This window comes from Halorubrum sp. SD612 (assembly GCF_002135005.1).
The window spans coordinates 20,537-32,516 of record NZ_NEWI01000015.1 but is presented as its reverse complement, the minus strand read 5'-3'; the positions used below and the strand labels follow the sequence as shown (position 1 = coordinate 32,516).

The following is an 11,980-nucleotide window of genomic DNA, read 5'->3' as shown; positions in this document are numbered from 1 at the left end:
AGATGTGTATAGAAGACAGAGCTACCGTTCCGCGAGTGGTCGGTCATCTCGGTGCGACGTGGCCGCGGCATCCGACATAAGCGCTCGGCGGGGGCCGGGTCGACGAGGAGGGGTTCGGCCGCGGAGTCGGCGGCCTCGCCCGGGGCCGAGGACCGTCGTCAGCCCTTGATGTTACAGACGGGGAACGTGCGCGCCACCTTGTCGCCGATACCCAGATCGTCGCTGACGCGGATCACCTCGTCGATGTCCTTGTAGACGCCGGGGGCCTCCTCGGCGATGGTGGCACCGGACTGCGCCTTCACGTAGATCTGTTGGCCGTCTTCGAGGTCGTCCTGTACGTCGCCGCCCCAGAACTCCTGTTTCGCCTGCGTGCGGCTCATCAGCCGCCCCGCGCCGTGAGCGGTCGAGCCGAACGAGACGCCCATCGACTCCTCGCCGCCGCGGAGGACGTACGAGCCCGCGCCCATGCTGCCGGGGATGATGACGGGCTGGCCGACCCCGCGGTACGCCTCGGGCACGTCCCCGTTGCCGGCGGGGAATGCCCGCGTCGCGCCCTTGCGGTGGACGTACAGCTCGCGCTCCGCGCGGTCGACGGCCGCGTCGCCGACGGCCGGGCGCCCCTCGGCGTCGACGCCGACCTCGTGGGTCTCCTTCTTGGCGATGTTGTGCGCCACGTCGTACAGCAGCTCCATCCCGAGGTCCTCGATCGGGTCGGCGTCGAACACCTGGCCGAACGTCTCGCGCGCCTGATGCGTGATCAGCTGGCGGTTCACCCACGCGAAGTTGATACACGCGCCCATCGCGCCGTAGTACTCGTCGGCCAGGTCGGAGCCGGCCGGCGCGGCCGCGAGCTCCTTGTCGGGGAGCTCGGCGAGCAGGTCGTCGTGCTCCTGCTCGATCCGCCGGAGGTAGTCGTTACAGGTCTGGTGGCCCAGCCCGCGGCTCCCGCAGTGGATTAAGACGACGATGCCGTCCGCTTCGAGGCCGTACGCCTCGGCCACGTCCCCGCGGAACACGTCGGTGACGCGCTGGACCTCCAGGAAGTGGTTGCCCGAACCGAGCGACCCCATCTGGTTCCGGCCGCGGTCCATCGCCTTCTGGGAGACGTACTCCGGCCGGGCGTCGGGGCGACGCCCCTCGTCCTCGCAGCGCGCGAGGTCGCTCTCGATCCCGTACCCCTCCTCGACCGCCCACTCGACGCCCCGTTCGAGCGCGCCCTCGATCGCGTCGGCGTCGCCGTCTATCACGCCGCCGCCGCCCAGTCCCGACGGGACGGCCTCGAACAGCGCGTCGACCAGCTCCTCCTCCCGGCCGCGCACGTCGTCGTAGGTGAGATTCGTTCGCACCATTCTGACGCCGCAGTTGATGTCATAGCCGACCGCTCCCGGCGAAATACAGCCGGTTCGGGCGTCGATAGCGCCCACGCCGCCGACCGGGAAGCCGTACCCCTGGTGCCCGTCGGGCATACAGAGCGCGGGCTCGACGATGCCGGGAAGGTGAGTGGCGTTTTTCAACTGCTGGAGCGAGTCGTCGTCGCCAATCTCCTCGAGCAGCGACTCGCTGGCGAGGACCCGGGCGGGGACGTTCATGTCGCCCTCGCGGGGGATCTCCCAGACGTGCTCGCGCACTTTCTCCAGTCGGATCCCATCGAACTCGCGCGTTGTCATACCCGGCGTTCGACGCGGGGAGGCAAGGGCGTTGCGTCAGCGGGCGGCGACGCGAGCGAGTCCGTCGAGGTCGACGCCCGTCGGCCGACCGCGACCGCCTACTGGTCGAGCGGGTCGATCGGGAGCCAGCCGATCGCGCCCTCGGCGAGCGTGAACGCGGCGAAGACTCGGCCGAGGACGAGCCCGTACAGCAGGTGCGCGACCGCGATGACCGCGCCGAACTCGAAGCTGGCCGTCAGTCCCGGCACCGGGAGCGTCGGCACCGGCAGCGCGGTCGCGCCCTCGATCGCGATCGCGGCCGGCAACAGCAGGCCGCCGGTGAGCACGCCCAGCAGCGCGGAGTGGACGACGCCGAGCGAGAGGCACCCGCCGACATCTCCCCGGAGCTCCGCGAAGAAGGGGCGGTCGAAGACGGCGACGAACAGCGCACCGAACAGCGCGCTGTTGAACAGGTGGACGGCCCACCCGACGAGGACCGTCTCTACCCCGACCAGCGCGCCGATCGTCGGCATGAGCCCGAGACCGAAGTGTAACACGGCGCCCATCGCGGCGCCGGCCACGAGCCCGCCGCTCGCCCCCGCGCGCCACCGCTGCTCCGCCACCGTCGATCCGATCCCGTCGCTCCGCTCTGAGTGTGGCATACGTTACCAATGTGCTCGATAACTATAATGGTTCCTCACGGCCGGCTCCGAGGCGGGGGGCACGGCCTCACACGTCGAACACGACGTACGCGTACCACTCGTCGCCGCGGCGTTCGAGAGCCATCTCGGAGTAGGTGACGGCCTTGATCTCTCGGGCGGCCACCGCGCCGAGCGGGACGCCGCGCGCGCTGGCCGCGAGCCGCCACTCGCCCGGCTCCGCGGGGTCGTCCTCGCCGTTCCCGTCGTCCGGTTCGGCGACCGTACAGCGGTGATCGGCCGGGAGCACGAGCCGCACGTCGCGCTCGTATATCAGCCGGTCGAGGTAGTCGAACAGCAGCGCCTCGCGGCTCTCGGCGGTGACCGTTAGCTCGAACCGCTCGCCGCCCGTCGCCGGAACGGACTCCGCGCTCGCGGCCGTAAGTCCGTCGGCGACCGCGGCGAACAGCGCCGAGGGGGTCTCGGCGGTCGCCTCGACGGCGACGTCGGCGGTGTGGTCGCGGAGCTCGTAGGTCATCGCTCGTCCACGCTTCGGCCGCCCTCGCGGCTCTCTCCGCCGGTCTTGTGGCTCTCTCCACCGCCCTTTCGACCCTCTCCGCCGCTCTCGTCGCGGGGCTCCTCCGCGTTCTCCGGTCGCCCGTCCGCCGGGAACCGGGCGTCGATGGTCCGCTCCGGCGCGCCGGGGCGGAGGTCATCCGGGTCGACGTCGTCGAGGTCGGCCGCGACCTCCTCCAGCGCGACCCCGCTCGTGACCAGCGCGCGGATCCCCTCGTCGACGGTCAGTTCGACGTCGACGACCCGGCGGTCGGGGACGAAAACGACGTGCCCGCCCATCACCGGGTTCGGGGCCATCGGCATGAACAGCGTTCGCATCCCGTCGCCCTCGCCGTCCGCGTGGTCCGCGATGACGTCGGGGGTCTCGCTCGTGACGAACGCGAGCGTGTACGTCCCCTCGGTCGGGAACTCGACGAGGACGACCTCGCGGAAGTTCCCGCCCTCCGAGTCGAGCATCGCGTCGCTCATCTGTCGGAACCCCTGGTAGACGGAGCCGACGCCCGGGACCCGCTCGACCGCGTCGTCGACGTAGTCGACCGCGCGCTCGCCGTACCGCGAGGACTCGACGCCGGCGCCCACGAGGAGGATCGCGGCCACGAACACGACCGGCGTCGCGACCTCGATCGCGGTCTCGCGGGAGACCGCGCCGATCACCGGGAGTCCGGCTCCCGGCGTCACGGCCACGACCGCCGAGGAGAACGCGTCGAGGTAGTCGTACACCGCGTTGAACGCGAACGCGAGCACGGCCAGCGTGATGACGGCGGGGACGATGACGGCGACGCCGGTGAGGAAGGCCCGTCGGAGCAGCTCGACCCCCGACGACTCGTCGGTCATTGATCGCGACCACGCGCGACCGCGACAAAACGTTTCCGTCGAGCGCTCGGCCCGCGCCGGCGTCCGCAGGCGGTCCGGGTACCGACCCGCCTCGGACCCGGCCTTCGATACGGTCCCGACCCGTTGAGAGCGGAGCTACCGCCCGCAACGGTCCCCGCTGGCGGTGGAGTTATATTCCGCCCGCGTGTTAGGTCATCGCAGTGAGCGTCAACGTCGAGAAACGGACCGACCCGCCCGGCGAGTCCGACTACGCGACCGCCGCGTGGGAGCTCAAAGAGCAGATTCGGTCCGCTGAGGGCGTCCTCCGACAGCGACGCGGTTTCTTCGTCGACGCGTACCGCCGGTCGACCGCCCACCTCCTCGTCGAGAACGACCGGCTCGTCGCGTTCGCCTCCGTCCGGCGCGACGGCTACATCCTCTTTCTCGCCGTTCACCCCGATCACCGCGGCCGCGGCCACGCCGAGCGCCTGATCGCCGACGTCGCGGAGAACCACCGGTCCGTCACCTGTCACGCCCGCACGACCAACCGGCAGGCGCTCGGCTTCTACGAGCACCTCGGCTTCGAGGTGATCCGCCGCATCGACGACTACTACGAGGACGGGGGCGACGCCTACTACCTCAAGCTCGGCGGCGAGTCGCTCCGCGAGCGGCTCTCGGGGTTCGTCGGCCGGTAGCTCGCCCCGTCGGTCCGCTCCGCTCGCCCCGGGAGGCCCGCCGAACCGACAGTAATTAGCGCCCGCCGCGAGGAGAGGGCGGCATGTCGCAACCGACTCCCGCGGACCTCGCGGCCCGGGTCCGCGACGGCGACCTCCGCTTCCACGAGCTGGAAGACCACGCCGACGCCGACGCCGCGGCCGCCGCGCGCCGGCTGCTCGTCGCGGAGGCGACCGACGCCGACCTCGACCCGCTCGGCGAGTACGCGTTCGACGCCGCGGCGGTCCACGGCTCGAACATCGAGAACACCCTCGGCGGGGTCCAGGTCCCCGTCGGCGTCGCCGGTCCGGTGACCGTCGACGGCGGTGCGGGGACGGCCGAGCGCTACCTGCCGCTGGCGACCACCGAGGGCGCGCTGGTCGCGTCGATCAACCGCGGCTGCTCCGTCGTCGAGGACGCCGGCGGCGCGACCGCGCGCGTGACGAAGAGCGGGATGACGCGCGCGCCCGTCTTCCAGGTCGCTGGCGTCGCCGAGGCCGAGGCGCTCGTCGCGTGGCTGCGCGACAACGTCCCCGCGCTGCGCGAGGCCGCGGAGTCGACGACGAGCCACGGCGAACTGCTCGACGTGACGCCGTACGTCGTCGGCAACAACGTGTTCTGCCGGTTCCGCTACGACACGAAAGACGCGATGGGGATGAACATGGCAACCATCGCGACCCGAGAGGCCTGCGACGTTATCGAGGCGGAGACGGACGCCTCGCTGGTCGCGCTGTCGGGGAACCTCTGTTCGGACAAGAAGCCGGCCGCGATCAACGCCGTCGAGGGGCGCGGGCGCTCGGTCGTCGCCGACGCGACGGTCCCACGCGAGACCGTCGAGGAGCGCCTCCACACGACCCCGGAGGCGATCGCTGAGATCAACACCCGGAAGAACCTCGTCGGCTCCGCGAAGGCGGGCGCGCTCGGCTTCAACGCCCACGTCGCCAACGCGGTCGCGGCGATGTTCCTCGCCACCGGGCAGGACGAGGCGCAGGTCGTCGAGGGGGCGAACGCGATCACGACCGCCGAGACGACCGCCGACGGCGACCTCTACGTCTCCGTCTCGCTGGCAAGTCTTGAAGTGGGGACGGTCGGCGGCGGGACGAAGCTCCCGACCCAGCAGGCGAGCCTGGAAATCCTCGGCGTCGCCGGCGGCGGCGATCCCGCCGGCAGCAACGCCGACGCGCTCGCGGAGTCGATCGCGGTCTGCGCGCTCGCCGGCGAACTGTCGCTGCTCGCGGCGCTCGGCTCCCGCCACCTCTCGTCGGCGCACGCGGAACTCGGGCGGTAGTCGGGCGCCGCGGCCCGCAGAGCGCCCTCCGCCTCAGTCCGACCAGCGCGGGCAGTCGTCGCGGAGCGCCGCCCGCCCCGCGTCGGTGAGACGGTAGACGGTCTCTCCGGTCACGCGCTCGACGAGCCCCGCGGCCGCGAGCGCCTCCAGCCGCGACTCGACGTGGTCGGCGTACAGTCCCGTGTTGCTCGCGACGAAGGCCGGGTAGTCCGTCCCCACGTCGTCGAGGTACGCCAACAGCCGCTCGTCGGAGCGCGTCAGCGAGGGCGCGTCGAGGCTCTCTCCGCGGCCGTCGCCGTCGCTCTCTCCCGAGCGGCCGACCGGCTGTGCGTCGGGTGCGGTCATCTCACACGTGGTGACGTGTGACATAATAAAGGGCGTACCGGGGGTTCCCACTCGATGAGAGTCGCCAGGGGTCCGGCGGAACGTGTTCGGCCGCTAACCGATCCGTCGGGATCGGTTCAGTCGTCGGCGTCGGCCGGCGGCGTTCCGACCGCGCCGCCGCCGCGTCCGCCGTCGGACGAGCGGTTCGCGAGCAGTGGGGTCCCGTCGGCGCGGGGGCCGAGACGCGGGCCGTGCGGCCCGTCGTCGGGGTCGATCCGGCGCCGGGTCCGGTAGTCGGTCGAGCGCTCGACCGGGGTCCGGCCGATCGCCGTGATCATCTCGACGTAGTCGTCGAACGAGCGGTACTCGCCGTACTCGCCGCCCGCGCGGCTGGTGATCTCCTCCGAGAGGATGGTGCCCATGAAGTCGTCCGCGCCGCAGTTGAGGAGTTTGAGCCCGTGGGCGTCGCCCGACTTCACCCACGACGCCTGGACGTGATCGACGTTGTCTAAGAAGAGCCGCGCGACCGCGACCACGAGCTCGTCCTCGGCGTGCGAGGGGCCGGAGTCGACGACGCCGCGCCGGTAGAGCGGGGTGTTCTGGTGGATGAAGGAGAGCGGAACGAACTCCGTGATCGCGCCCGTGCGGTCTTGGAGGTCCCGGATCACCTTCAGGTGTTGCGCGCGGTGCGCGACCGTCTCGACGTGGCCGTACATCATCGTCGAGGTGACGTCGAGGCCGGCGGCGGCCGCGCCCTCCATCGCCGCCACCCAGTCGTCGGTGCGGATCTTCCCCGGACAGATCACGTCGCGGACCTCGTCGACGAGGATCTCGGCGGCGGTGCCCGGTGCGGAGTCGAGCCCGGCGGCCGCCAGCTCGCGGTACACAGACTCGTACTCCCAATCGGTGCCCCGAGAGGCGTGATACGCTTCCTCCGGGGTCATCGAGTGGAGGTGGACGCCGCCGACCGACATCGCGTCCAACTGCTCGACGTAGGTGCCCGGGTCGGTCGCGTACCGCTCGGGCGGCTTGTAGTTCACCTCGCTCGCGGGGTCGTCGTGCGCGGCGAGGATCTCGTGATGTTCCTCGTTCAGCGCGAACGCGGGGTGGAGCCCCGAGACGGAGCATACCTCGTAGATCCCCATGTCGAGGGCGTCTTCGACGACCGCGCGCGACTCGGCGGGCGGCTTGGTGAACCCCGCGTGCTCGACGTCGCTGTCTGCCTCGAACGCGTGCGCGGAGTCCTTGAAGTTACAGAACAGGCAGCCGGTGTTACACGCGGTGGTGACGTTGTTGTTCAGGTTGGCGACGAAGGTGACCTCGTCGCCCACCTCCTCGCGCCGGCGCCGGTCGGCGGCCTCTAACACCGCCTCCTTGCGGACGGGGTCGATCCCGGCCGCCCCCGTGCCGGTGGCGAGCAGTTCGGTGGCGTCGTCGACCGTCAGCCGAGCGCCGTCGCGGGCCTTCGCGAGCGCGTTCTCGAACGACTGGTCGGTCGCGGGCGCGGCGAAGTCGAACTCCTCCGCGCCGCTCACGGTCCCGCCCTCTCCGCCTCCGCTCGATCCGCTCGCGCCGGAACTGCCCCCCGAACTCATCCCCTAACGTTCCCGGTTCCACCGTGATAAACGGGAGGGTCGCGACAGCCGATGCGTCCCCGGCGGGTCGTTCGGACGCGTCGGCTACCGCCGAGCGAAGGGGGGACACGAGCGGCACAGACTGTCCGCGTTCGCACCGAATCGCCGTACCCTGACGCTCCGAGCGGAACGCGACCGGTCACAGAAGCCAACCTTTTATCCGCTGGACGCTAACCACACGTTAATGGACTCCGCGGTACTGCTCGATCTCCTCGGCAACGAGAACCGGCGGCGCATCCTCCGGCTTCTCGCCACCAAGCCCTGTTACGTCACGGAGATCTCGGAGTACCTGGACGTGAGCCCGAAGGCGGTGATCGACCACCTGCGGAAGCTGGAGGAGGCCGGGCTCGTCGAGTCGACGACGGACGACCAGCGGCGGAAGTACTTCCGGATCGCGCGCAGCCTCCGGCTGGAGGTGAGCGTCTCGCCGTACGGCTTCGGCGCGAAGAGCGCGTACCCGGCGAAGAACAGCCTCGACATGTCCGGGCGCTGTCCGCACCTCTCGATCGAGGGCCCCGACGGGTCGGGCACGACCGGCGACCTCGCGGAGCTCGCGGAGGAGTTCACCCGCCTCCAAGACCTCGACCGGGAGCTCTCGCTCGCCCAGCGGTGGGTCCAGGGCCGCGTCGAGGACACGCTCGCCGAGATCGACGAGCGGCTCGGCGGGCAGGCCGACAGCCGCTTCTTCGCGACCGTCATCGCCGCGGTGGTCGAGACCGACGGCACGCCCGCGGCGGTCGCCGACGAGGTCGGCGCCCGCGAGTCGACGGTCGAGGGCGCGCTCCGCCGGCTCTCCGACGTGGGCGTCGTCGCCCGCGACGCCGACGGGTACCGGGTCCGATAGCGGGCCCCTCCCGAGCGGATCCAGCGAACCGAACCGCTTCCGGAACCTTTTGGCGCGCCGCCGGGAGAGGGCGGACGTGAGCCGTCTCAGAAACCTCTCGCTGTTCCTCGTTCTCGCCGCCGCGTGGGGCTCCGCGTTCGTCGCGATCAACGCGGGATTGGCGTACTTCCCGCCCGTGCTGTTCGCGGCGTTCCGGTTCGACGTCGCCGGCGTCGTCATGCTCGCGTACGCGGCGTACGCGGTCGACGACCCGGTCCCGCGCGGCCGGGACCAGTGGCTCGAGGTCGTCTCCGGCGCCGTGTTCATCATCGCCGCCTACCACGCCTTCCTGTTCGTCGGGGAGAGCGACCCGGCGGTGACGAGCGCCGTCGCGGCCGTTATCGTCAGCCTTTCGCCGGTGTTGACCACGGTGTTCGCCCGCGCCCTCCTGCCGGCGGAGCGGCTGACCGCGGTCGGCGCGCTCGGCCTTGGGATCGGCCTCGCCGGGGCGGTCGTCCTCGCGAACCCCGACCCCGCCAACCTGACCGGCGGCGGCACCGTCGCGAAGCTGCTCGTGCTGCTCGCGGCGACCTCGTTCGCGCTCGGCTCCGTCCTCTCGCGGGCCTCGGAGGCCGACATCGCCATCGAGACGATGGAGGCGTGGTCGATGCTCCTCGGCGCGGGGCTCACCCATCTGCTCGCGCTCGCGCTCGGCGAGTCGGTCGCCGACGCGACCTGGACGACGGAGTCGCTGCTCGCCTTGGGCTACCTCTCGGTCGTCGCCAGCGGGATCGGCTTCCTCATCTACTTCGACCTGCTCGACCGGCTCGGCCCGATCGAGATCAACCTCGTCTCCTACGTCGCGCCGGTGTTCGCGGCCGCCGTCGGCTGGCTCGTCCTCGACGAGGGGATCACCCCGACGACGGTCGCGGGCTTCCTCACCATCTGTGTCGGCTTCGCGCTGGTGAAACGCGACGCGATCCGCGAGGAGCTGCGGGCGGTCGGCGTCGCGGGCTGAGTCGGGGCCCCGACGGCCCCACCGACCGCCCGACAGCCGACCCCGCCGCAACCGTCTTGTCGGCGGGGCGACGACTTCCGGACCGTGAGCGCTGAACAGATCGACCCCCAGGCGGAGCGCGTCGCCGCCCGACAGTCGCGGGTCCCGCTCCCGCACGGTCGCTACCGGCTGAAGCTCCTCCGTCGCCTGACCGACCCGCTGATGCGGATCCGGAACCGCGACCCGCCGAGCGTGGGCGCAACCGAGTCGCTGACCCTTCCCGGACCCGAAGACGACGAGGCGCGGCGCGCCCTCGGCGACCGGGCGACGGTCGGCGACCTCGACGCGCGGCTCTACCTCCCCGCCGCCGACCCCCCCTACCCGCCGGTCGTCTTCTTCCACGGCGGGGGGTTCGTCCTCGGCAGCGTCGAGACCCACGACTGGCTCTGTCGGCACCTGACCCGGGAGAGCGGGTGCGCCGTCCTCTCGGTCGAGTACCGGCTCGCGCCTGAACACCCCTTCCCGGCCGCGGTCGCGGACGCGTACGCCGCCGTCGAGCGGGCCGCGGACGCGACCGAGCGGCTCCGCGGGACCGGCGACCTCGCGGTCGCGGGCGACTCCGCCGGCGGCACCCTCGCCGCGGTGACCGCCCTCATGGCCGCCGAGCGGGACGGCCCCGACATCGCCCGACAGGCGCTCCTGTACCCGGGGATCGGCGTCGACCCCGACCAGGAGTCGATGCGGGAACACGCCGGGACCGTCCTCTCTCTGGCGGACATCGAGTGGTTCTCGGCGGCCTACTACCGGAGCGACATCCACCGTCGGAACCCGTACGCCGACCCGATCAACGCCGGCGACCTCTCCGGCGTCGCGCCCGCGACGGTCGTCACAGCGGGCTTCGACCCGCTCCGGGACGGCGGGAGGGCGTACGCGGAGCAGCTCGTCGCCGACGGCGTGGCGACCCGATACGAGAACTACCCCGCGATGGTCCACGGGTTCATGACGATGCCGGAGGTCGACCGGGCGCGCGACGCGATCGCGAGCGTCGGCGGCGACCTCGCCGACGCCTTCGGCGACTGACGGCGTTCGACGACCGACGGCGGTCGGTGCCCGTGACAACCCGTCGCAGGGCGCCGGTGGAATTTATTCGGCGGGCGACGACGCTCACGACGTGTTCCCCGAGACCATCGAGACGGACCGGCTTCGGCTGGAGGTGCGGAGTCCCGAACACGTCGACCTCGACGAGTGCTATCGGATCTGCTCGTCCGATCCCGGCATCGACGAGGTGACCGAGTTCGTCACGTGGGACCCCCACGAGACGAAGAAGGAGACGCTAGAGTTCCTCGAACGCGGGCGCGAGCGCTTCGAGGACGCCGAGGCGGCGACGTACGTGATCTACCCCCGCGAGGGGGAGGACGGTGCGGGCGAGATAGCCGGCTTCGGCGGCTTCGGGGTCGACTGGGAAAAGCGGACTGCGACGCTCGGCACGTGGCTCCGCAAGCGGTTCTGGGGCCGCGGCTACTCCGGCGAGCGCGCCGCCGCGCTCGCCGAGGTCGCGTTCGCGGACCTCGACCTGGATGTCGTCGCCGTGGGCCACCACCCCGACAACGAGAAGTCGCAGCGCGCGATCGAACGGTACGTCGACCGCCTCGGCGGGCGACGCGAGGGGCGGCTCCGCAACGAGCTGGTCTACGCGGACGGCACCGTCCACGACGAGGTCCGGTACACGATCTCGCAGTCGGAGTGGCGCGAGGCGACGACCTGATCCGACGGTGTCCGCCGATAGACGCACTCCTGCGGCCGTCGACGCGATCGTTTCGCGTCCCGATCCGACCCAACAAACACTTACGCCCGCCGAAACGATACCGGGCGCATGTCTTCGACAGCCAGCGGCGGATCGAGCGCGACAGGGGCGGAAAGGAGCCTCGGCCGCGGCGCGGTCGTCGGGGCGGTCGCGGGCGCGGTGTCGTACGTCCTCGGCTACCTGGTCGTCTACGTCACGCAGAGCGGCCGGGTCGAGGAGGGGCTCTCCGGGATCAACTTCTTCGCCGACCTGTTCGGCGGCGACACCATCTCGGTGTGGCGCGGCGTCGGCTGGGTGTTCTACAACGCGCACTTCGTGGACGTGAACGTGCCCTCGCTGATCGGCGCCGCCCGCTCGGTGAACTTCGTCGCGCAGAGCGACGCCGGGCTGACGTTCCTGTACGCCGTGCCGCCGCTGCTGCTCGTCGTCGCCGGGGTCGGGATAGCGCGCGCGGCCGGCGCGGCGACGCCGGTCGACGGCGCGCAGTCCGGCGCGCTCGCCGTCGTCGGCTACCTCCCGCTCGCGGTGATCGGCGCCTTCCTGTTCCGGTACGCCGTCGGCGACGGCGGCAGCGTCGCCCCGACGCTCGTCACGGCGGCGCTGCTCGCGGGGCTCGTCTATCCGGTCGTCTTCGGCGCGGTCGGCGGGGCCGCGGCCGGCGCCACGGCCGAGTGACTGGTGGATCAGTGAGCGACGGGCCGAGTGACCGGGAGAGCGGCGATT

13 protein-coding genes are annotated in these 11,980 nt (G+C 71.6%); 7 read left to right on the top strand and 6 right to left on the bottom strand.

Going from position 1 to position 11,980, the window contains the following annotated elements:
* Window positions 1–158: 158 nt before the first annotated feature.
* The 4 genes from B9G38_RS03235 to B9G38_RS03220 form a co-directional block, all read right to left on the bottom strand.
* Complete coding sequence (locus B9G38_RS03235; protein ID WP_086219455.1) at window positions 159–1,667, bottom strand: RtcB family protein; 1,509 nt, start codon at window positions 1,665–1,667, stop codon at window positions 159–161.
* Between the two features lie 98 nt (window positions 1,668–1,765).
* Complete coding sequence (locus tag B9G38_RS03230; protein ID WP_086219454.1) at window positions 1,766–2,308, bottom strand: hypothetical protein; 543 nt, start codon at window positions 2,306–2,308, stop codon at window positions 1,766–1,768.
* A 67-nt stretch (window positions 2,309–2,375) separates the two neighbouring features.
* Window positions 2,376–2,822, bottom strand: a complete 447-nt coding sequence (locus tag B9G38_RS03225; protein ID WP_049930913.1) for an archease — start codon at window positions 2,820–2,822, stop codon at window positions 2,376–2,378.
* Window positions 2,819–3,694 (bottom strand): DUF502 domain-containing protein, encoded by an 876-nt coding sequence (locus B9G38_RS03220; protein ID WP_086219453.1) that lies wholly within the window; start codon window positions 3,692–3,694, stop codon window positions 2,819–2,821. Before B9G38_RS03220 ends, B9G38_RS03225 begins: the two co-directional genes overlap by 4 nt.
* Window positions 3,695–3,894: 200 nt before the next feature.
* Between B9G38_RS03220 and B9G38_RS03215 the strand changes: the two genes are divergently transcribed.
* The gene (locus B9G38_RS03215) at window positions 3,895–4,368 is read left to right on the top strand and encodes a GNAT family N-acetyltransferase (RefSeq protein ID WP_086216885.1); all 474 of its coding nucleotides are present in this window, start codon (window positions 3,895–3,897) and stop codon (window positions 4,366–4,368) included.
* An 83-nt stretch (window positions 4,369–4,451) separates the two neighbouring features.
* A complete protein-coding gene (gene hmgA / locus B9G38_RS03210; protein ID WP_049930916.1) occupies window positions 4,452–5,675 on the top strand; it encodes a hydroxymethylglutaryl-CoA reductase (NADPH) in 1,224 nt (407 codons plus the stop codon).
* 33 nt (window positions 5,676–5,708) lie between these two features.
* Here hmgA and B9G38_RS03205 read toward each other — a convergent pair whose 3' ends face one another.
* Window positions 5,709–6,020 (bottom strand): DUF2250 domain-containing protein, encoded by a 312-nt coding sequence (locus B9G38_RS03205; protein ID WP_086219452.1) that lies wholly within the window; start codon window positions 6,018–6,020, stop codon window positions 5,709–5,711.
* A gap of 116 nt (window positions 6,021–6,136) precedes the next feature.
* Window positions 6,137–7,594: a 7,8-didemethyl-8-hydroxy-5-deazariboflavin synthase subunit CofH gene (gene cofH / locus B9G38_RS03200; RefSeq protein ID WP_049930920.1), complete on the bottom strand. Its 1,458-nt coding sequence runs from the start codon at window positions 7,592–7,594 to the stop codon at window positions 6,137–6,139.
* A gap of 223 nt (window positions 7,595–7,817) precedes the next feature.
* Between cofH and B9G38_RS03195 the strand changes: the two genes are divergently transcribed.
* The 5 genes from B9G38_RS03195 to B9G38_RS03175 all read left to right on the top strand — a co-directional run bounded on the left by B9G38_RS03195 (window position 7,818) and on the right by B9G38_RS03175 (window position 11,932).
* Entirely contained in the window at window positions 7,818–8,477 is a 660-nt protein-coding gene (locus B9G38_RS03195) for an ArsR family transcriptional regulator (protein WP_086219451.1), read from the top strand.
* 76 nt (window positions 8,478–8,553) lie between these two features.
* A complete protein-coding gene (locus tag B9G38_RS03190; RefSeq protein WP_049930924.1) occupies window positions 8,554–9,474 on the top strand; it encodes a DMT family transporter in 921 nt (306 codons plus the stop codon).
* A gap of 84 nt (window positions 9,475–9,558) precedes the next feature.
* Window positions 9,559–10,533: an alpha/beta hydrolase gene (locus tag B9G38_RS03185; RefSeq protein ID WP_086219450.1), complete on the top strand. Its 975-nt coding sequence runs from the start codon at window positions 9,559–9,561 to the stop codon at window positions 10,531–10,533.
* 91 nt (window positions 10,534–10,624) lie between these two features.
* Entirely contained in the window at window positions 10,625–11,218 is a 594-nt protein-coding gene (locus B9G38_RS03180; protein WP_086219449.1) for a GNAT family N-acetyltransferase, read from the top strand.
* 108 nt (window positions 11,219–11,326) lie between these two features.
* A complete protein-coding gene (locus tag B9G38_RS03175; RefSeq protein ID WP_086216857.1) occupies window positions 11,327–11,932 on the top strand; it encodes a transporter in 606 nt (201 codons plus the stop codon).
* The last annotated feature ends 48 nt before the right edge of the window (window positions 11,933–11,980 follow it).